We start from the raw sequence: 20,862 nt of genomic DNA, 5'->3' as shown, positions 1-20,862 counted from the left end.
TTGTATATAACCTAAAAGCCATTTTGGGGAAGTATGAACAGGACTTACAGATATTTTTTAGGTTGAATTGGTTTGGATTTAAAAACGTTTTAATTGCGGTTGATGGATTAACAAAAAACACCTATGACGCGAAAGAGTGATGCTCTTTATGAAGTGTTTAATGATGATATGAATATATTTTTGTAAAAATACAGTGAGATTAGTGTCATGCAACATGGAGACGATATATGAAGGATTGGGCTTTATCCCGCAGGGATTTTATTAAAAAATGCGTAATAGGTGGGGTGACTGTTTACAGTGCACCTATGTTATTTAAACCTGAAGAGGCTATTGCCGCTGGTGTTAAGGAATCGCTGGCCCAAAGTTGGTTTCAGGATGGCAAGCCCGCTTTTCGATTTGATGCCATTGAAAAAATTACAGGTCAAAAGATATATGGCCGTGATTATCGTGCTGTTGATATTCCATCATGGCCGGACACCCAGCATCATGCTTTCATTGTGAGATCCCATATTGCCAACAAAGTGTATCTTGGGCTTGATTTAGACATTATTCCTGCAGATATTCAACCATATAAAATCATTACTGCGGAAGATCTTAAAAATAATGAACTCACCTTGCCACCATTTTATGGTGACAATATGTTGCTGGAGGTCGGTAAAGTACCAGACTATTTAGGACATGAACTGGCTATCCTTTTATTTGATAAATTCGACGATTTTATTAAAGCCAAATTACTGCTGCAATTTCATGAGCAGTTTGTTAAGTATGGTGATGAAGTGGTGCCTTATACGGCATTATCTCGTCCACCTTACGCAGCTTGGCGTATCATTCGTCAAGAATCCGCTCAAGGCGTGGCAGCAGAAGATCAATACAGCACATTCAGCAATGGGCAGTTTTTCCCGAAATACGTAGGCCAAAAACTTGAATGGCCAAAAGCCAATAATGACAGTAAAGATGCGGGCGAAAAAGGCATGTTTATTGCCAATGCACTTCGCCAGGAGATTGACTCAAATAAAAGTTGGTTTGTATTAGATAAGCATTACCAAACTCAATCAATAGAACCTATGATGCTAGAACCTGAAGCATTTAATGGATTTTATGATAAGAAGAGTCAAACGTTACACGTTGTGATCACTACCCAATCCCCGCAGGACTTTTTTCAACAGGCAGGTAAAGTACTTGCTCAAAGCCCTTTAACAAAAGGCATTACCAATTTGGTGGTGCATTCGCCATATATCGGTGGTGGGTTTGGTGCAAAAGATCATACCATTTTCCCTTATTACGGTGTCATTGCATCATTGTTTGCCACAGCGCCAGTTCGCTTGGCTAACAATCGATTTGAACAATTTCAATCTGGTTTAAAACGACATCCATTTAGCATTTCAAATAAGCTCGCATTTGATAAAAAGACACTTAAAATTCAAGGTTTCGTCTCTGATATTAAAGTTGACGGCGGCGGTCGAGAAAACTTCTCTCCATCTGTGACTTCAGTGGGCGCAAGCGCAAGTCAGGGCATTTATTATATGCCTCGAAATGACATTCAAGCTTGGTGTTTACCGTCACATTTGCCTACCGCAGGCTCAATGCGAGGATATGGTTCATTACAAACCATGTCCGCAATGGAAATGATGATGAATGAGGCGGCTGATACGTTAGCTGTTGACCCATTTACACTTCGCCGTGCTAATGCCATGGTTGATGGGGATAAAAATACCCAGGGAGCCACACCTCTAGGTAAAATTCGTTATGTAGAAATGTTAGATTTAGCTGAAAAACATCCTATTTGGCAACAAAGAGATGCGAATAAAGCCAAATTTGATAAAGCTAATCCTGATAAATCATTTGGCGTGGGATTTGGATTTGTTAGCAAAGATTATGGCACCGGAGCCAATGCACCGTCCGCTTATGCAGGTGTGACACCTGAAGGTAAATTAGTTGTAAAAATATTTTCAGTTGAAATGGGTACTGGAACAGACACATCGCAAGCGACATTAGTGTCTGACTATGTAGGTAAAGCAGCTGATACGGTTGAGATTGCTCAGATTAAACTTTTTGATGCAATGGAGCTGTTTGAGGATGATAATCCCTACATCATGAGCCAAGAGCACCAAGACAAAATGGCCAATGATCCTCGATGGACGCCTGCTGTGGTTTCAGCATCTTCAGCTAGTCAGTCGGCATTTTTTCAAAGCCATGCGACTAAACATGCGGCAAAGATATTATTTGAAGAGACATTATTTCCTGCCGCTAAAGCGATTTGGTTAGAGGCGGGTGGCAAAGCAGAAAAAATATTGATTGATAATGCACAATGGCAAAATGGACAATTGACCCTTGAAGGTTTCGCGCCGATTGAATTTAGTTTGCTGTGTAAAAAAGCCCATGCAATAGGCATAGTTACTGGGGTGATGACCCATGCATTTAACCGCTGGGAGTGGGCAGATGGTGATTTTAAAGTCAGCAATCAACTTAAAAACTATCCGCTAGATGCAATAGCTGTGGAATATGGCATAGGTGCCAGTAAAGCAATTAAAGCCACACTTAATAAGCAAGGTTTTAAAGTGATACCTCGCCAATCTATGCGTTACCCTAAAGTTCAACTCAATAGTGCAATGGTTCGATACTACACACCTTGTTTAACTATGGTGGAGGTTGCGGTGCATAAGGTGTCTGGAGTGGTTGAGATTTTACGGAGTCATACCTGGATAGAACCAGGAAAGGTACACGTAAAACAGTTAGTCGAGGGACAGATTGAAGGTGGCCTTACAATGGGCGTGGGTCATGTACTTCATGAGTATTTACCTGCAGATGAAACAGGAGCGGGTAATGGCGAATGGAACATTGACCGTTATAAAGTCCCGTTTGCTAAAGATAATGGCGTTTGGAATATTGACTACACTATGTTGCCTCCTATTGAAGGTATTGATGAGTCAAAAGGTCTTGCTGAGGTTGTGATGATCCCTATTGTCCCCGCAGTTGTTGAAGCAATTTATCAAGCGACTAACAAGCGTTTTTACCATTTACCTATCACTCCCAATGACATTCTGGAGGCCATAAAATAATGAGCATTTTAAATCTTTCAATAAACGGTAAACCTTATGGTCCATTTGATGTAGAACCAGGCATGCCGATGATTAACTTTTTACATGAGTACGTCAATCTGACTGGCACTAAGTTTGGTTGTGGCGAAGGTATTTGTCATGCTTGTGTGGTTATTATTGATAATGATGATGGCACATCTTCTACACATAGAACCTGTATCTCAAATGTGATGTTATTTAATAATCAGCGTGTAAGAACAATTGAAGGTCATGCTGAAAAAAATAAAGTGGGTGAAATCATTGCGCTTCATCCGGTGCAAAATGCGTTCATTAAGAACTTCTCTTTTCAATGTGGGTGGTGCGCGCCAGGGTTTACTAATGAAACAGTGGCTTTGGTTGAAAAGCTGAAGAAGCAACCTATTGCTAAAGAACAAGTGGAAAAAGTGATAGAGGATACCCTAGGTGATCATGTTTGCCGTTGCACAGGGTATGTAAAGTACTTTAATGCCACTAAGGAGCTAATATTGACGACAGAAGGCCTTACAGTTTAGTGATGTCTTTCTTAAAATAGCCTAATTAAAGGCTAGCCTAAAACTGTGAGCCAATCGAATCACGTTTATATCAATCTGGCCGATAATAAAAGCCTAAGTGTTAAGGGTCAGCACTTAGGCTTTATTTGTTTAAAAATGTGTTTCAGGGTGTTTTAGAATAAGTTGCTGTGCTATTTAAAGTAAAAAATAATATTAAACTATACTTTGGTTCAGCTTTTCTGTTTACAAAATAATTACTAGGGAAATCTTATGAAACAAATTCAGTTTCGTAAAGTCGATGCAATGTTGATCAAACTTAGTTTGAACGGTAAGTTTTGGGTAATTTGTTCATTAGTCTCGATAATCACGCTCGCCATCGCGGTGTTGAATCAGCAGCATAATCAAAAAATCATTCAAGTCGCCTCTATGGCACAAGTGACAGCCAGTGTACAGGCATTTGCCGATGCTGCAATCAATCAACAATTATCATCCGATCAATTAGATCAGTTTGCTCGAGATAACCAGTTGTCTTTGGTGTCACGCTCAACCTCTGCTCGACAGGGTGATTCGATTACCGTAACCGCCGCAGTAGGTAATGAACATTTATCATTGACCAAGAATGTCGCACAATGGGAAGCCTCGCAATCTGATAGCAGTCTATTTTGGTATGCCTTAATAGGCTTATTGCCATTATTTCAATTGTGCTATTGGATCTCGACCTCATTAGGTGGCGGATTATGGGACATGTACGTGGCGATTAAGCGTTTAGCCGACGGAAACTTAACTCAGCGTCTTAATTTTTTTGGTACTGATGATTTTAGCTTGATTGCCAAAGAGATTGACCGTTGCGCTGATAACATGAGTGAAATGGTGACCGCGATTGGTGAAAATGCAAAAACCTTAGCCATGGCAGCTACCACATTTAGCCAACAAGCCAGTACAAATGATGACTTAATAAAACAACAACATCATTTTTTAGATTCAGTTTCACATTCGATGGAGCAAATGACGGCTGCTATTTCGGATGTGTCGCATCATGCTTCCACTACGTCTGGTCATACAAAAGAGAATGCCAATCAGGTGAATGAAAGCCGTAAGAAAATTAAAGATGCTGAACAACGTATCAGTTATTTAACGGCTAGAATTTCAGAAGCATTCGCATCAGTTGAGCAGTTATCCAAAGATGCGACTCAAATTAATGCTGTTGTGACCACCATTAATGGCATTTCAGAGCAAACTAACTTGTTAGCACTCAATGCGGCAATTGAAGCGGCGCGTGCCGGTGAACAAGGTCGGGGTTTTGCTGTTGTCGCAGACGAAGTGCGTACACTTGCAGGACGGACACAAAATGCAACGGTTGAAATTCAAACCATGATTGAAGGGTTGCAAAGAGGCTCAACTAAGTTAACCCAAATCACCAATGAAATTGTCGAACAAGCCGATGAGGGCAGTGCCAGTATCATGGCGGTAGGTGAAGAAATTACCCACATGGCAGACTCAATCAATGCAGTATTTGATATGAGCAGCCAAATTGCCGCTTCAGCTGAAGAACAAAGCGTGGCATCGGCCGATATAGTTTCGCAAGTTAATGAAGTGAGGAGTCAATCGAATACCATTTTAGCTAATGCGAACCAGGCCTTAGTAATTGCCAAAGATTTAAATGTGTCTTCTAAAGGACTAAGCCAGATTTTAACTCAGTATCGCACGGCATAGTTTTAACAAAATTAGATAGATTAAAGGCTCTGAAATTCAGAGCCTTTATTATTTAATCAGCAAGATAATAAGCTATGGTCGATACCACTCTTACTCGTTTTATGTGTGGATTATTTTTATCACGATCGCCAATAGAAAACTGTCCCTGAGAGGCATTCTTAATCTTACCGAGTCTGCTATTTGAATCTGAGGCAAACTTTTCTGCTACCATGCGCGCATTTGTGGTGGATTGCTCAATCATTTGCGGTTTTACATCGTTTAAACGACTGAAAATATATTCTACTTGCGCGTTGTAATCATTTTGGCTGAAAACAATTCCTTTTTTGCCGAGTTCGGTGATTTTAGGCATAGCATCACGAACCAATTTAATACTACTAGAATAAACCGTGATCGTTTGCAGCGCACTATAACGAAATTCAAAGTCTTGTTGCCCACCATATTGTTGCGCTAGTTTGTCGTTAATTTTTGGCGAAGAAAAACTGATTTCATCAGGAGCAATGTTTTGTGATGCGAGAAAACTAATGATTTGTTGTGCCTGTGCATCGACTTGATTATATAAACTTTCCAGGTCGTTACCCGCGGCTGTAAATTGTATAGGCCAAATAACGATGTCTGCTGGGAATTCGGCCTCTGCAAGCCCTTTAACCGTGACATTGCGATCAAAGGTTTTTACCTCTAACAATGCCTGCTTTATGAGCAATCCAAAAATGGTAAAGCTGATTACTAACATGACGCCTAGAATTGTTGCGCTGGATTTTTGCATCTTTGTTCCTTCAATAAGGGATTAATGTCAGGTTTCATCACTAATCAAATTTTATTTAATTGCGATTTCAATATAACGAACTAAGCTTATTAAGTAAATATTTCAATGGATTGAAAATGTCAGTAACGATAACCTATCAAAACCCTAATTCAATCACGTTTATTTTTGCTTCGGCGCTTACCGATTGGCGAAAAAATATTTTCGAGCGTGTCTTCTCCATTTTAGCCCTGTTATGTTTTCCGGTTTATATTAGCAGTGTCTACTTGTGCATTAACATTAAACACTGGGATCTTGTGGTATTCGACACCCTTGTTTACGGCATATTCTTATTGGTCACTTTTGGAAGCTTTATTCCATTAAAAGTGAGGTTTATCGTTGGCAGCACCATGGCTTATATTATTGGTGTGGCATATTTATTTGTGCTTGGACCTGCCGGGGCAGGCTTTTTTTGGTTATTTATCTACCCATTATTAAGCTGCGCTTTAACGGGGACTAAATCAGGATATATTGCCCAAGTTATTAACTTTTTTACACTTGCTATTATTGGACTTTGTTATTATTACCATTGGTTACCTTGGCCAAAAATAGAGGGATATTCCTTTTTTATCTGGTGTGTCATAGCGTTAAATTTTATGGTGACAAATATACTGGCGATGTTGATTTGTGGCTATTTAATATCCATTATGGCTAAGAATTTAAGTCTTACGCTTAATTCTCGATATGCATTGGTTGTCGGATTAGCGACGGCACTAGAAGGGAGCAACATTGATACTCAGCAACATATCCATCGGGTTGCACTGTATGTAAAAATGTTAGCCGAACAGTTTTCTCGCTCAGCAGCCAATGAAAAAGACGTAGTGACGGATACGGATAATTTAATGCTTGCGAGCATGTTACATGACGTTGGAATGTCCGATGTACCAGATGAATTATTGTGTATCGAACGCTCGCTATCATTAGATGATCACGAAGAGATAAAACGGCATTGTGCTGGTGGGGCAAGGATCATCAAAGAGATGTTACGCTGTGATAATAACTGTCCAATGTTGCAAATGGCCAAAGATATTGCTTTATATCACCATGAAAATTGGGATGGTTCTGGCTATCCACAAAATATCGCAGGTGAACTTATTCCTTTAAGTGCAAGAATTATGCGCCTAGTCGATGTTTATGACGGCATGACAAGCCCAAGGCACTACAAAGAGATCAGTGGACATAGCAAGGCTGTAGCGTTTATTACTCAGCAATCAGGACGTATATTTGATGCCAATCTTGTGAGTGCTTTTTTAATGGTAGAGAATGAGTTTGCTAAGCTGAATCCAAACAGCCACTTAAGTGAGCCGCAAGTTTATGGTTAGAGTGGGAGGCCAACAACCCACTAGTCAGGCTAATATTAATTTGTTTATCGGATGAAAACACAAAACCAGCATTTGATGCTGGTTTTGTGTTTTTGCTGAAGTCGTTAAACCTTAGTTATTGGCAAGCTTTGCTTTACGATCTCGTGACGCTTGAGCAAGATCGCGTAATAACTTTTCAGAATCATCCCAATGCAAACAGGCATCGGTAATACTTTGTCCGTAGATTAAAGGCTGGCCCTCAACGACCTGTTGGTTGCCTTCAATCATAAAGCTTTCTGCCATAATACCTGCAACTGCGGTTGAACCATCACGAAGCTGAGCCATAATGCTATCGGCCACATTGAGCTGATTTTTATGTTTTTTCTGGCTGTTGCCATGGCTAAAGTCGACCACAATACGCTGACTAACACCAACAGCTTCTAATTGTTGGCGGACGATTTCAATATCGGCGGCTTCATAATTAGGCTGCTTACCGCCACGTAAAATAATGTGACCATAAGGGTTGCCGTGAGTTCGGTATACCGCCATTGCACCATCTTTGTCCGGCGAGTAGAAAATATGTGGCACTTGTGCAGCACGCACAGCATCAACAGCAATATTGATATTGCCATCGGTGCCGTTTTTAAATCCAACAGGACAAGATAAGGCAGAAGCCATTTCACGGTGAATTTGGCTTTCTGTTGTACGGGCACCAATTGCGCCCCAGGTGATTAGGTCAGCAATATATTGACCGTTTACCATGTCTAAAAATTCAGTGGCGATTGGTAACTTCAATTCAGTTATTTGCTGTAATAACTGACGCGCCATGCGTAAGCCTTTGTTAGGGCTAAAGCTGCCGTCTAAATCTGGATCTGATATTAATCCTTTCCAACCTACAATCGTGCGAGGCTTTTCAAAGTAAACCCGCATTAAAATACATAAATCATCTTTTAATTCATGGTGCAGGGCAGATAAGCGCTGCGCGTAATCTAATGCCGCTTTAGTATCATGTATTGAACAAGGTCCAATAATCACTAATAAGCGCTGGTCTTCACCAGAAATAATGGCTTCTACTTCTCGGCGTTGCTGAACAAGATAATCGGCAGCATCTTGAGTAAGAGGATATTCAGACGCAAGTTGCGCGGGTGAAATTACTTTACATAAAAGGGATGTACGTAGTTCGTCTGTTTTAATGGTCATTCATCTTACCGCTAAATCGTGAGGTGCTTATTCGCATCATAATGCCCGCGATTATAACCCCAATTATGCAGGCTTTGCGAGTTTCAAAGGCTAACTTATAGTTGAAAATTATCGATGAACCTAATTGAAGAATTCATTTAGGTATAAATTAGGTGAGGGACGACGTCTATTTTCTTTATCCTTAAAGTTGAAAATAAACGTCAAAAGCCGTCAGTAATATTGTTCCAATTCCAGAACAGGTTTTAAAACATGTGGCGTTCTAGTCCGGTGACATCCAATATCTTGGTGGCGATTTCTTCAACCGAATGATTCGTGGTATTTACAAAGGGGATCCGCTCTTTTTTGTAAAGCATTTCAACCTCTTTGACCTCTATCCGGCACTGTCTAAGCGATGAGTAACGGCTGTTTTCCATTCGGCTTTGACGAATTTCATGTAAACGCATCGGATCAATTGTTAAACCGAATAATTTCGATTTGTTTCTCTTTAACGCATCAGGCAATTTGAGGTTATCCATGTCATCTTCGGTAAAGGGGTAATTGGCTGCTTTAATACCAAATTGCATTGATAAATAGAGACTTGATGGTGTTTTGCCACAACGTGAAACCCCTAATAAAATGATATCGGCCTTGTCCATATGTTTCATGGTTTGGCCATCATCGTTTTCCATAGAGAAGTTAATTGCATCTATTCGCGCTTCATAACTGTGATTGGCTTTACCATGGGTTCGATGTAATACCGGTTTAGCTTCAACCCCTAAATGTTGTTCTAAGGGCGCAACAAAGGTGTTTAAAAAGTCATAATCCATTCCTTCAGAGGAATAAATCACGTTGCGAATATCCGGGTTTACAATGGAATGAAATACCAACGGTCTTTCACCTGTTGTAATAAAACAATCATTTATTTGTTGTTTTACTTTTTCTGCTCGCTGCAACGTTTCAACGAACGGAATGGTAAGTGCTTCAAATTGAATAGGAAATTGAGAAAGCACTGCATGCCCAAAAACCTCTGCTGTGATCGCCGTCCCATCTGAGATATAAAATACTTTTGGTGCCATTATGACCTCTTGTAGTAATAAAATTACAAATAAAATTATAGATTTACGCGTGTTATTGGGGAGTGTAGAATGCCCTTGCCCTCATGTGAAGTGGCCACTGAAATAAAAAACTTGCGGAGATAAAACTGTGCAGCAATACGTACTCTGGTATCAAGAATTAGGCATGGGTGATGTAAACAAGGTTGGCGGTAAAAACGCATCCCTTGGAGAGATGATCAGTAATCTTGCCAATGCAGGCGTTCAAGTACCTGGTGGTTTTGCAACTACCTCTCATGCGTTTAATGAATTCCTCGAGCAAAGTGGTGTAAATCAAAAAATTTACGACCTTCTAGAAACCTTAGATGTAGACGATGTAACCGCGCTAGCGAAAGCCGGTGCACAGATCAGACAGTGGGTTATTGAAACCCCATTCCATCCAGAATTTGAAGCTGCAGTGCGTGATGCCTATGAAAAATTAGCCAGCGAAACCTCAGATGCTTCATTTGCAGTGCGTTCATCTGCCACTGCTGAAGACATGCCAGACGCTTCATTTGCGGGTCAGCAAGAAACCTTCCTAAACGTAAAGGGCTATGACGCCGTTATTTTAGCCATTAAGCATGTTTTTGCTTCGCTATTTAATGACCGTGCTATTTCTTATCGTGTTCACCAAGGTTATGAACACCAAGGTGTTGCTTTATCAGCCGGCGTTCAGCGCATGGTTCGTTCAGATAAAGCTGCGTCAGGCGTAATGTTCACAATGGATACTGAGTCAGGTAATAACGACGTTGTGTTTATCACCTCTTCATTCGGTTTAGGTGAAATGGTAGTGCAGGGTGCAGTTAATCCTGACGAGTTTTATGTTCATAAACCAATTTTAGCGCAAGGTCACCAAGCCGTTGTGCGCCGTAATATCGGCAGCAAATTAATTCAAATGGTTTACTCTGACGATGCGTCACACGGTAAGCAAGTTAAGATTGAAGACGTGTCTGCTGAGCAAAGACGTTTATTCTCAATCGATGATGCTGAAGTGATGGAACTGGCTAAACAAGCCGTTGTGATTGAAAAGCACTATGGTCGTCCAATGGACATCGAATGGGCAAAAGATGGCAACGACGGTAAGCTTTATATTGTGCAAGCGCGTCCTGAAACCGTGCGTAGTCGTGAAAACGTGCAGTTAATTGAACGTTATCATTTAAAAACCAAAGGTGATGTGATCTGCGAAGGTCGTGCCATTGGCCACAAAATTGGTAGCGGTGTAGCGAAAGTACTCGCATCGATTGAAGATATGGATCAAATCCAACCGGGTGATGTACTGGTTACAGACATGACTGACCCTGATTGGGAACCTATCATGAAACGTGCTAGTGCGATTGTGACTAACCGTGGCGGTCGTACTTGCCATGCGGCAATTATTGCTCGCGAGTTAGGTGTCCCTGCTGTTGTGGGTTGTGGCAATGTGACTGATTTAATTAAAAATGGTGAGTTAGTTACTGTGTCATGCGCCGAAGGCGATACAGGATTAATTTACTCAGGTAAGCAAGAGTTTGAAGTTGTCACCAACCGTGTTGACTCATTACCCGATTTGCCGATGAAAATCATGATGAACGTGGGTAATCCTGATCGTGCATTTGATTTTGCGCGTTTACCAAACGAAGGTGTAGGCCTTGCGCGTTTAGAGTTTATTATCAACCGTATGATTGGTATTCACCCTAAAGCCTTGCTTGAGTTCAATCAACAAAGTGCTGAATTACAAACTGAAATCAATGAAATGATTGCGGGTTATGAATCACCTGTTGAATTCTATATTGCACGTCTTGTTGAAGGTATTGCCACTATTGCTTCGGCCTTCTATCCGAAAAAAGTGATTGTACGTATGTCAGACTTTAAGTCTAACGAGTACGCAAACTTAGTCGGTGGTGAACATTACGAGCCAGAAGAAGAAAACCCAATGTTGGGCTTCCGTGGTGCAAGCCGTTATATCTCTGAATCATTCCGCGATTGTTTCGCGTTAGAGTGTGAAGCGATTAAACGTGTTCGTAACCAAATGGGCTTAACTAACGTTGAAGTGATGATCCCATTCGTACGTACATTAGGCGAAGCATCACAGGTTATCGAGTTGCTTAAAGAACAAGGTTTAGAGCGTGGTAAAGATGGTTTACGCGTCATTATGATGTGTGAATTACCTTCAAATGCCATTCTTGCTGAACAGTTCCTTGAGTACTTTGACGGTTTCTCAATCGGTTCAAACGATTTAACCCAGTTAACCTTGGGCTTAGATCGTGACTCAGGCATTATCAGTCACTTGTTCGACGAGCGTAATGAAGCGGTTAAAGCGCTATTAGCTATGGCTATTAAAGCCGCTAAAGCAAAAGGCGCGTATGTTGGTATTTGTGGCCAAGGCCCATCAGATCATGCTGATTTTGCACAATGGTTAGTTGAACAAGGTATTGATACCGTATCACTGAATCCAGATACTGTAATTGATACTTGGTTATACCTAGCCAAAGAACATGTTTAATCAATTAAACTTGTTAAAGTACGGGCTTTGAATGTGATTAAGCATTTAGGTTAATTCCAGAACACGTATTTTTATCAACTTGTTAAAAAAGCCGCTTTTTAGCGGCTTTTTTTTGTTTATAATGGCGGTAACTCAAAATTAATAATAAGTCTGCCATGTTACCTTTACTCTCACACAAACAAACATTAGAACCCGTTTATTTAGCGTATTTAGATGCGTTAGAACAAAGTGACTTTAATGGTGAAATTGACAAGCGTTATAGTGCCAGACTGATCCAAGCTACCGATAACTCAGTGTACCAATTCTTACCTCAGGCGGTTATTTATCCTGCTAGCCAAAAAGATGTTGAACTGGTATTACGTCTAGCGGCAAAACCTGAGTTTAAAGCCGTGACGTTCAGCGCACGTGGTGGTGGAACAGGCACTAATGGCCAGTCTTTGACACACGGTTTGATATTAGATGTGTCACGTCACATGAACCAAGTTATAGAAGTCAACGCGAAAGAAGGCTGGGTGAAAGTACAGGCGGGAGTGGTTAAGGATGCATTGAATGACGCCTTACGCCCCCATGGCTTTTTCTTTAGTCCTGATTTATCGACGTCAAATCGTGCCACTGTCGGCGGCATGATCAACACGGACGCATCTGGGGCGGGCTCATTAGTCTATGGCAAAACCTCAGATCATGTTTTAGGGCTTACTAGTGTATTGATTGATGGCAGTGTATTAACTTCAAGGCCAATAAATAAAGATGCCGTACATGCCTCTCCAACCGAAAACTCGCTAGCTGATACTATTATTGCCGCTATTTCCGATGTGTGCCTTGATAAGCGCAAATTAATCGAAAGCCGTTTTCCGAAATTAAATCGTTTTTTAACGGGTTACGATTTAAAGCATGTTTGGAATGATGACTTAACACAGTTTGATGTCTCTCGCATATTAACCGGTTCTGAAGGGACTTTGGCGGTGATCACCGAGGCGAAACTGAATATTACGCCACTGCCTAAAACACGGATGATGGTAAATATCAAATATGATTCGTTTGAATCAGCTTTACGCCATGCACCATCGTTAGTTCAAGCCAAAGCCACCGTTGTTGAAACGGTCGACTCAAAAGTACTCAATTTGGCTAAACAAGACATTATTTGGCATTCAGTTTCTGATCTGATCAAAGATGTGCCTAATAAGGTTATTGAAGGCTTAAACATGGTTGAGTTTGCCGGAGATGATGCTGAAGTTAACTTAAAAGTAGCCAACTTAGAAACGGTATTAACTCAACAACTCAATGATCAACTCTATGGCCTAGTGGGTTTTCAAATTACTAACGATAAACCCAGTATTGAGCAAATTTATGCTATGCGTAAAAAAGCGGTTGGTTTACTGGGTGCAACGAAAGGGCGACGTAAACCTATCGCTTTTGCAGAAGATACCGCGGTACCACCTGAAAACTTAGCCGACTTTATTATGGAGTTTCGAGCACTGTTAGATGGTCATCAATTACAATATGGCATGTTTGGTCATGTCGATGCAGGCGTATTGCATGTCCGTCCAGCTCTGGATATGTGTGATGAAGCCGATGAAAAATTGCTTAAAGTCATTTCTGATGAGGTTGCCGCATTAACACTAAAATATGGTGGTTTAATGTGGGGCGAGCACGGTAAAGGTGTTCGTGGTCAATATGGTCCCGCGGTATTTGGTGATGAACTTTATGGTGTGCTTGAACAAATTAAAGGTTTGTTTGACCCCGATAATCGCTTAAATCCAGGAAAATTAGTCGCGCCGCCAAAATCGGCGCCGTTAATGTTTAACGTCGACAGTGCCAAGCGTGGTAGTTTTGATCGTCAAATTCCAATTCAAGTGCGTGATGCTTTTCCAGATGTCATGAACTGTAATGGTAATGGCCTTTGTTTTAACTACAGTGCTTATTCGCCTATGTGTCCATCATTTAAAGCCACTGGCGATCGTATTCAGTCACCTAAAGGTCGTGCGGGATTAATGCGAGAATGGTTAAGATTACTCGAAGCTGAAGGGGTGGATGTTAATGAGTTAGCGGCAGCTAAATCGTCAAGTTTGCTTCAAAGAGCGCAAAATACCATAAATGCGAAACGAGATTATGATTATTCCCATGAAGTCATGGACTCGTTAAAAGGATGTTTGGCTTGTAAAGCTTGCTCAAGTCAATGCCCTGTAAAAGTTGACGTACCAAAGTTTCGAGCGCAATTTTTTGATATTTACTACAAACGATACTTACGTCCTGCAAAAGATTACTTAGTGGCTGGAATTGAAGATTCACTGCCATTGATGGCATCAATGCCAAAAGTGACTAACTTTGCATCGCAAAACCCTGTGAGTCAGTGGATTATCAAAAAGACAATTGGCTATGTCGATTCGCCCAAGCTTTCTGTTCCGACATTGAAACAACGCTTAGATGGTCACCCAAGCCGAGGTTACGAATTAGATGACTTATATGCCGTGCCAGAGGCGGACCGCAGCCAATATGTGTTAGTAGTGCAAGACCCATTTAATTCATTTTATGATGCCGATATTGTGTATCGATTTATACAATTAATTGAAAAACTTGGATTTAAACCCGTATTGTTACCATTTAAACCGAATGGTAAACCCAGTCATATCAAAGGTTTTTTAACCAAATTTGCTAAAACTGCGCAAAACAGTGCCGATTTTTTGAATAAGTTGCATGCGCTCGGTATGCCGATGGTAGGCTTAGACCCTGCATTAGTGCTTTGTTACCGCGATGAATATAAAGAAGCATTAGGGCAAAAACGCGGTAATTTTGAAGTCAAATTGGCGAATGAATGGTTAGTTAATGCCATTGAGCATTGTCCTAAAATAAGCAAAGAGGTGCCTGAACAGTTCACTTGGTTTAGTCATTGTACAGAATCAACAGCTAAACCTAATACGGCTAAAGAATGGCAAATTATTTTTAATCATTTTGGCGCAAAGGTCACTAGTTTGAATCTAGGGTGTTGTGGGATGGCTGGAACCTATGGCCATGAACTTGAAAACCTTGAGCGTTCTAAAGCCTTATTTGAAATGTCATGGCAATCAAGTATCGATGACATCGCTGAAAAAGGGCAAATTTTAGTCTCAGGATATTCATGCCGTAGCCAGGTAAAACGCTTCGCTAAATTCAGTCCTAAACATCCGATAGAAGCACTTTTAACTTTATTGAACAACAATTAAGGCTAATCAGTACATGACAGATAGCGATACAGAAACAGTCTCTTCAATAGCTCAATTCACTCACCAAAGTGGTGTAAAGTTATGCAGTGAAGATGTGCTGTTTCGTATTTTATCTGACGGACGTTGGCTTTATCTTGATAGCCCATTACCGACAAAGTTTGCTCGAATGTTCAGCCATATTCTGCATTGTATTGGCGGTGAATACTTTTTGATTACACCCGTTGAAAAAGTGAAAGTCGCCGTCGAATCTTGGCCGTTGTTACTGGTTGATGTCGAGAAAAATGATGATGGATTTTGCTTTACCAGTAGTCTTGATACAAGATTTCATGTCGCGGATACTGCAATTGAAGTGAAAGAGAAGGGCATTTTGGTCAGTTTAAATAAAGGGTTAATAGCAAGCCTGAACCGTGCTTGTTATTATCGTTATATAAATGAATATTTATCTTTTGACTAATTTGTCCCTTTCTAGCGTATGCTAATATCAGTATCAAGTTTACATCAATAAAATATTGATGGGTGTAATGAGGAGGTATCAATGAAACGTTATGAAAGTTTAAATTATTTGGTATCACACCTTAATTTGACCTTGCAGCAAGCGCTAGATACACGCTTGAAACGCTACGAATTGGATATTAAACTTTGGCCAGTGTTATTTACCTTATGGCAAGAAGAAGGCTTAAGCCAAACGGAATTGTCAAAACGCTGTGATGTTGCTAACTACACCATGACCCGCTTGCTTGATCAACTACAAGTACAGGGGCTGATTACCCGCCATCAAGAAGCGGACAACAGGCGCGCATTTCAAATATTTCTGACAGATGATGGTAAAGCCTTAGAGCATGATTTAGTTCACGAGGCAGAGTGGGTCAACGAGCATTATTTAGCACTATTAACCACAGATGAACAAGATGAGTTAATGCGACTTCTTAATAAAATCAACAAAATAGCTTAATTCTATCTTTTTACATATCAACTTTGTGTTAACATTATTTTGTCGATAATTGTTCAAATGGAAGCACAATCATGGTTGATAACAGTCAATTACCAACAGAAATAATTACTGAAACCAACAGGCTTATTCTTAGGCCATTCACCGAACCAGATATTCCAGCTCTGTTTTTGATGAACAGCGTACCTGAAATGCTGACTTATATTCCTATGGAGCCTTTCACTCATGAGGCCCAAGCAGCAGATATTTACCATAATGTGATCCTAGCTGATTACGCAAAGCATGGTTTTGGGCGCTGGGCTGTGCATCATAAAGATGATAATAAAGTCATCGGTTTTTGTGGGCCTAAATATTTACCTGAGTTTAATAAAGTCGAACTTGGATATCGCTATTTTCCAGAATATTGGGGCCAAGGCATTGGCTATGAAGCAGCACAAGCTGCTGTAAATACTTTTCAACCCCAATTTAACATCGATTTGTTTATTGCGCTGATCCTACATGGTAATCAAGGTTCTGAAGGTGTGGCTAAAAAGGTCGGTATGTCGTTATTTGAACAAAGCGAATATTTAGGCCACAAAGTCCATGTTTACCAGCGCGAGTTTTAGCTTGTTTGCATTGTGTAGACAATAAAAAACCAGCGTATCAGCTGGTTTTTTTATCGACGTCGATTTATTCGTCAGCGTGGTCACAGGTATCATTGGTGCAGTGACCGTATAAATATAAGCTGTGATGTGTCAGTTTAATATTATGACGCATCGCAATCTCATCTTGGCGACGCTCAATCACCTCATCAGAAAACTCGATAACTTTATCGCAGGTTAAGCAGACTAAATGATCATGATGCTTTTGAGTCGACATTTCAAAAACGGCTTTGCCGGATTCAAAATGGTGACGGTTAAGAATACCAGCATCATCGAATTGGTTGAGTACACGGTATACAGTGGCTAAGCCAATTTCTTCACCCACTTCTAACAATTTCTTGTATAAGTCTTCAGCGCTAATGTGCTGGTTTTCAGGATTTTGCATTAGCTCAAGAATTTTTACTCGCGGCAGGGTAATTTTTAAACCGGCTTTTTTAAGGGCTTGATTTCCATCTGTCATTGCTAATCTCTTGATTGCAGAACCAATCGGTTCGTCCGTGGATAATGAAATCATTATATGTGTTGAATATGAAAACTTAAACCTCTAAGTGGCTTAATCTGGTTATTAATATAAAAATTGTCCACAGTGCAATAAAATACATCCCATTTGCGACAATAAGCTTACTTATACTAAGGGATTATTGCGATATATTTAGGTTCAAGCGACACTGGATAATAATATGTAACCTGATATTGGTTAATTAATCTTCTTTTAGCGGCTATTTTTCGACGGGAGTAGCGTTGAATTTACATGCAATAGGCCACTTATTTGACACGAAAATTCGCCTGTTACCACTAAAAATCGTCGGATGAAGAGGTCGCGTATATTTAATTAATCATATTAATAGTGAGTAAATCTGTTAACCAGCGTTAAGGTTAAGTCAGATGACTATCACGTTTATTTAGTCACTATAAAGTGACAACTTTTAGCGCTATAAATAGCCAAAACTTCAGGATTACTGCAGCAATCGATTGCAGGTTAATCGCAGTTTTTGCTAGTGTAGCTTATGAGTTAAATCCGGCTATGATATTGATTTATTAATTCAAGCCAATATTAAAAAGGAAGCACAATGTACCGGAATATTGTCGTGTTAACCGGCGCAGGCATTTCTGCTGAATCAGGTATTCGTACGTTTCGCGATCAACATGGATTATGGGAACAGCATCATATTGAAGATGTTGCTACACCGGAAGGTTACGCTAAAGATATTGAACTAGTAGAACGTTTTTACAATAACCGCTGGCAACAATTGCATTCAGATGAAGTCAGTGAAAACCTTGCGCATATTGCGCTAGCTAAATTAGAAGCTGAATTTGATGGCAATCTTCTAGTGATCACCCAAAACGTGGACGATCTCCATGAAAGAGCAGGCTCACGTCGTTTACTACATATGCATGGCGAATTGTCTAAGGGACGGTGTCCAAAGTCGTTACAAACCTTTATTCTTCGAGAACCGTTTGGGCCTGATAACTGCTGTACTTGTTGTATTCCTGCAATGCGCTTAAGGCCTCACATAGTATGGTTTGGTGAAATGCCATTTGGTATGGATAGAATTCATGATGCACTCGATCATTGTGATTTGTTTATTGCAATTGGTACATCTGGCACCGTTTATCCTGCTGCGGGCTTTGTTGATAGCGCTAATCACCACGGTGCACAAACCGTTGAGGTCAATTTAGTCGCACCAGATAGGCACAGCCAATTTCAATATCACTTTACCGGTAAAGCGGGGGATATCGTTCCACAACTGGTTGAAGATATTCTCAAGGGTAAAACCCTCGGTAGTGAACCGATTGCATCATGAGTGATGTAAATCAGGCTCAAAATGACAGTAAATTGGTCATTATTATGCGCGGTTTACCCGGTAGTGGAAAATCCTACTGGGTAGAGCAATTTATACAATCTCAGCCGCTATCCGTAGCGACTCAGATTAAACAATATGGCTATTATTCAACAGATAATCTTTTTTTTAACGATGGCGAATATCGATTTGATATCAATAAGCTGTCACAAAACCATCAACTTAATTTGAGTTTATTCATTGAAGCGCTAGCAAGAGCTGAACCTGTGGTGATTTGCGATAATACTAATGTCTGTCATTGGGAGTATCTTGCTTATAAAACGGCTGCTGTTGCGCTTGGCTACCAAGTAAAAGTAGTGCTTATCGGCGATCCTAAATCAGTGGAACATCAAGAGCTATGTTCGCAACGAAATAAGCATAGTGTTTCACTAAAACAGATCCAAAGAATGGCGAAGTTATTTGAGATAGATTGAGTATTACTCGCATAAAAAAAGCGCCCTAAGGCGCTTTTTCGTATAAACATTAATAGATTAACGTTTATCTAAGCTGACAAAATCACGCGCTGATTCACCAGTATATAACTGACGAGGACGGCTAATTTTGTGGCCTGGTTGATCTAACATTTCTTTCCAGTGTGAAATCCAACCAACGGTACGAGACAATGCGAATAACACTGTAAACATATCATTAGGGATACCAATGGCTTTCATGATTAGGCCAGAGTAGAAATCAACGTTCGGGTAAAGCTTTTTAGAGATGAAGTATTCATCTTCAAGTGCTATACGCTCTAGCTCCATTGCTACATCGAGTAATGGATCAACCACTTTAAGTTCTTTTAATACTTCATGACACGTTTCACGCATAACTTTCGCGCGAGGGTCGAAGTTTTTGTAAACGCGATGTCCGAAGCCCATTAAACGGAATGGGTCATTCTTATCTTTGGCTTTTTCAATAAATTCAGGGATACGATCCACTGAACCAATTTCTTCAAGCATAGCAAGACAAGCTTCGTTCGCGCCACCGTGAGCAGGGCCCCATAATGATGCAATACCCGCTGCGATACACGCAAATGGGTTAGCACCAGAAGAACCAGCCAAACGTACTGTAGACGTTGAAGCATTTTGTTCGTGATCTGCGTGAAGAACAAAGATACGATCCATTGCACGTTCAACTACAGGGTTAACTTTATACTCTTCGCATGGTGTTGCGAACATCATAGATAAGAAGTTACCCGCATAGCTTAGTTCGTTACGTGGATACACAAAGGGTTGACCCATTGAGTACTTGTAACACATTGCAGCAATAGTTGGCATTTTAGACACCAAGCGATAAGCAGCAATTTCACGATGCTTTGGATTGTTCACATCAAGAGAATCTTGATAGAAAGCAGAAAGTGCACCTGTCACACCACATAGCATCGCCATTGGATGTGCGTCACGACGGAAACCTCGGAAGAAGAATGCGATTTGCTCGTGAACCATAGTGTGTTCTTTCACTGTGGTTTCGAATTTGTCGTAATCAGCTTTAGATGGCAACTCTCCGTAAAGGAGCAGATAGCATAAGTCTAAATAACTTGATTCAGTTGCAAGTTGATCAATTGGATAGCCACGGTGCAATAAAATACCTTGGTCACCATCGATATATGTGATTGCAGACTCACAAGATGCTGTTGCTAGAAAGCCAGGATCAAAAGTGAAATAGCCTTTCTTTCCCAATGTACTGATGTCGATTACATCAAACCCTTCAGTACCTTTCTTAATTGGTAAGTCGATTGAATCGTTACCTGGTAACTCTAATTTGGCTATATTATCAGCCATACCCCGTTCTCCTTACGTCATTCTTTTATATGAGTGCGGCATGTTAAGCGGACATTACTTTACAGTGGAAAGGGATATCAGATCAATTTAAATAAGCGTTTAAATTTGTTAGACCATGGTATATACCCTGTTAAAAGCCTTGCACCTTGGGCTTTAGAATAAAAAATTCATAAAAAAACATAATTTGCATAATGTGATGTTTGTATTTGACAATTCTCGCGAGTATACTTGCCTGCGTCCTTAAGGGCGACAGACATCACACTTTTGAAATGATTATTTTACAATCTAAATTAGTGATTTCTCAATTAGTTAGGTGTTTG

The 20,862-nt window shown here is 40.4% G+C and carries 16 protein-coding genes; 11 read left to right on the top strand and 5 right to left on the bottom strand.

Translation table 11 applies throughout. From position 1 onward, the window contains the following. The first annotated feature begins 227 nt into the window (after positions 1-227). The 3 genes from ORI98_RS03170 (at position 228) to ORI98_RS03160 (ending at position 5,281) form a co-directional block, all read left to right on the top strand. Positions 228-3,059: a xanthine dehydrogenase family protein molybdopterin-binding subunit gene (locus ORI98_RS03170; protein WP_306134217.1), complete on the top strand. Its 2,832-nt coding sequence runs from the start codon at positions 228-230 to the stop codon at positions 3,057-3,059. Beyond that, on the top strand, positions 3,059-3,589 hold the full coding sequence (locus ORI98_RS03165) for a (2Fe-2S)-binding protein (protein ID WP_261297898.1): 531 nt from the start codon (positions 3,059-3,061) through the stop codon (positions 3,587-3,589). The genes ORI98_RS03170 and ORI98_RS03165 overlap by 1 nt, the downstream gene beginning before the upstream one ends. 249 nt (positions 3,590-3,838) lie before the next feature. After that, complete coding sequence (locus tag ORI98_RS03160; protein ID WP_306134215.1) at positions 3,839-5,281, top strand: methyl-accepting chemotaxis protein; 1,443 nt, start codon at positions 3,839-3,841, stop codon at positions 5,279-5,281. 52 nt (positions 5,282-5,333) lie between these two features. Here ORI98_RS03160 and ORI98_RS03155 read toward each other — a convergent pair whose 3' ends face one another. After that, the gene (locus ORI98_RS03155) at positions 5,334-6,044 is read right to left on the bottom strand and encodes an SIMPL domain-containing protein (protein ID WP_306134213.1); all 711 of its coding nucleotides are present in this window, start codon (positions 6,042-6,044) and stop codon (positions 5,334-5,336) included. A gap of 116 nt (positions 6,045-6,160) precedes the next feature. Between ORI98_RS03155 and ORI98_RS03150 the strand changes: the two genes are divergently transcribed. Further along, complete coding sequence (locus tag ORI98_RS03150) at positions 6,161-7,402, top strand: HD-GYP domain-containing protein (protein WP_306134212.1); 1,242 nt, start codon at positions 6,161-6,163, stop codon at positions 7,400-7,402. A 111-nt stretch (positions 7,403-7,513) separates the two neighbouring features. Here the strand turns inward: ORI98_RS03150 and ORI98_RS03145 are convergent, their stop codons facing one another. Together ORI98_RS03145 and ORI98_RS03140 are read right to left on the bottom strand one after the other, a co-directional pair. Further along, entirely contained in the window at positions 7,514-8,581 is a 1,068-nt protein-coding gene (locus ORI98_RS03145; RefSeq protein ID WP_261297894.1) for a 3-deoxy-7-phosphoheptulonate synthase, read from the bottom strand. Positions 8,582-8,823: 242 nt separating this feature from the next. After that, a complete protein-coding gene (locus tag ORI98_RS03140; RefSeq protein ID WP_188839898.1) occupies positions 8,824-9,636 on the bottom strand; it encodes a pyruvate, water dikinase regulatory protein in 813 nt (270 codons plus the stop codon). Between the two features lie 127 nt (positions 9,637-9,763). Here ORI98_RS03140 and ppsA point away from each other — a divergent pair, with 127 nt between their 5' ends. From ppsA to ORI98_RS03115, 5 genes are all read left to right on the top strand, one after another. Then, complete coding sequence (gene ppsA, locus ORI98_RS03135; RefSeq protein ID WP_306134211.1) at positions 9,764-12,133, top strand: phosphoenolpyruvate synthase; 2,370 nt, start codon at positions 9,764-9,766, stop codon at positions 12,131-12,133. Positions 12,134-12,288: 155 nt separating this feature from the next. Continuing rightward, positions 12,289-15,333, top strand: a complete 3,045-nt coding sequence (locus ORI98_RS03130) for an FAD-binding and (Fe-S)-binding domain-containing protein (protein ID WP_306134210.1) — start codon at positions 12,289-12,291, stop codon at positions 15,331-15,333. Between the two features lie 13 nt (positions 15,334-15,346). Next, positions 15,347-15,787 carry a DUF1285 domain-containing protein gene (locus ORI98_RS03125; protein ID WP_306134209.1) on the top strand — a complete coding sequence of 147 codons (441 nt, stop codon included), beginning with the start codon at positions 15,347-15,349 and terminating at the stop codon, positions 15,785-15,787. Positions 15,788-15,868: 81 nt separating this feature from the next. Next, a complete protein-coding gene (locus ORI98_RS03120) occupies positions 15,869-16,285 on the top strand; it encodes a MarR family winged helix-turn-helix transcriptional regulator (RefSeq protein WP_261297890.1) in 417 nt (138 codons plus the stop codon). A 101-nt stretch (positions 16,286-16,386) separates the two neighbouring features. Continuing rightward, positions 16,387-16,887 (top strand): GNAT family N-acetyltransferase, encoded by a 501-nt coding sequence (locus tag ORI98_RS03115; RefSeq protein ID WP_306134337.1) that lies wholly within the window; start codon positions 16,387-16,389, stop codon positions 16,885-16,887. Positions 16,888-16,951: 64 nt separating this feature from the next. Here the strand turns inward: ORI98_RS03115 and fur are convergent, their stop codons facing one another. Then, a complete protein-coding gene (gene fur / locus ORI98_RS03110; RefSeq protein WP_188839892.1) occupies positions 16,952-17,383 on the bottom strand; it encodes a ferric iron uptake transcriptional regulator in 432 nt (143 codons plus the stop codon). A gap of 610 nt (positions 17,384-17,993) precedes the next feature. Here fur and cobB point away from each other — a divergent pair. Then, the gene (cobB, locus tag ORI98_RS03105) at positions 17,994-18,728 is read left to right on the top strand and encodes a Sir2 family NAD+-dependent deacetylase (protein ID WP_261297889.1); all 735 of its coding nucleotides are present in this window, start codon (positions 17,994-17,996) and stop codon (positions 18,726-18,728) included. Continuing rightward, positions 18,725-19,198 carry an AAA family ATPase gene (locus ORI98_RS03100; RefSeq protein WP_261297888.1) on the top strand — a complete coding sequence of 158 codons (474 nt, stop codon included), beginning with the start codon at positions 18,725-18,727 and terminating at the stop codon, positions 19,196-19,198. The genes cobB and ORI98_RS03100 overlap by 4 nt, the downstream gene beginning before the upstream one ends. A gap of 57 nt (positions 19,199-19,255) precedes the next feature. On the opposite strand, the gene ORI98_RS03095 is transcribed toward ORI98_RS03100, so the two are convergent. Further along, complete coding sequence (locus ORI98_RS03095) at positions 19,256-20,542, bottom strand: citrate synthase (protein WP_261297887.1); 1,287 nt, start codon at positions 20,540-20,542, stop codon at positions 19,256-19,258. Positions 20,543-20,862: the final 320 nt, after the last annotated feature.

The sequence above is a fragment of the Shewanella sp. ULN5 genome, assembly GCF_030731885.1.
In the GTDB taxonomy this organism is placed as follows: Bacteria; Pseudomonadota; Gammaproteobacteria; order Enterobacterales; family Shewanellaceae; genus Shewanella; species Shewanella holmiensis.
Note: the sequence above shows the minus strand (reverse complement) of the source record. Positions and strands in the feature narration are given on the sequence as shown.

Bases quoted from the DNA above. Each gene is read 5' to 3' on its own strand.
- ORI98_RS03170 (WP_306134217.1), top strand. From the start codon at position 228: ATGAAGGATTGGGCTTTATCCCGCAGGGATTTTATTAAAAAATGCGTA.
- ORI98_RS03165 (WP_261297898.1), top strand. From the start codon at position 3,059: ATGAGCATTTTAAATCTTTCAATAAACGGTAAACCTTATGGTCCATTT.
- ORI98_RS03160 (WP_306134215.1), top strand. From the start codon at position 3,839: ATGAAACAAATTCAGTTTCGTAAAGTCGATGCAATGTTGATCAAACTT.
- ORI98_RS03155 (WP_306134213.1), bottom strand. From the start codon at position 6,044: ATGCAAAAATCCAGCGCAACAATTCTAGGCGTCATGTTAGTAATCAGC.
- ORI98_RS03150 (WP_306134212.1), top strand. From the start codon at position 6,161: ATGTCAGTAACGATAACCTATCAAAACCCTAATTCAATCACGTTTATT.
- ORI98_RS03145 (WP_261297894.1), bottom strand. From the start codon at position 8,581: ATGACCATTAAAACAGACGAACTACGTACATCCCTTTTATGTAAAGTA.
- ORI98_RS03140 (WP_188839898.1), bottom strand. From the start codon at position 9,636: ATGGCACCAAAAGTATTTTATATCTCAGATGGGACGGCGATCACAGCA.
- ORI98_RS03130 (WP_306134210.1), top strand. From the start codon at position 12,289: ATGTTACCTTTACTCTCACACAAACAAACATTAGAACCCGTTTATTTA.
- ORI98_RS03125 (WP_306134209.1), top strand. From the start codon at position 15,347: ATGACAGATAGCGATACAGAAACAGTCTCTTCAATAGCTCAATTCACT.
- ORI98_RS03120 (WP_261297890.1), top strand. From the start codon at position 15,869: ATGAAACGTTATGAAAGTTTAAATTATTTGGTATCACACCTTAATTTG.
- fur (WP_188839892.1), bottom strand. From the start codon at position 17,383: ATGACAGATGGAAATCAAGCCCTTAAAAAAGCCGGTTTAAAAATTACC.
- cobB (WP_261297889.1), top strand. From the start codon at position 17,994: ATGTACCGGAATATTGTCGTGTTAACCGGCGCAGGCATTTCTGCTGAA.
- ORI98_RS03100 (WP_261297888.1), top strand. From the start codon at position 18,725: ATGAGTGATGTAAATCAGGCTCAAAATGACAGTAAATTGGTCATTATT.
- ORI98_RS03095 (WP_261297887.1), bottom strand. From the start codon at position 20,542: ATGGCTGATAATATAGCCAAATTAGAGTTACCAGGTAACGATTCAATC.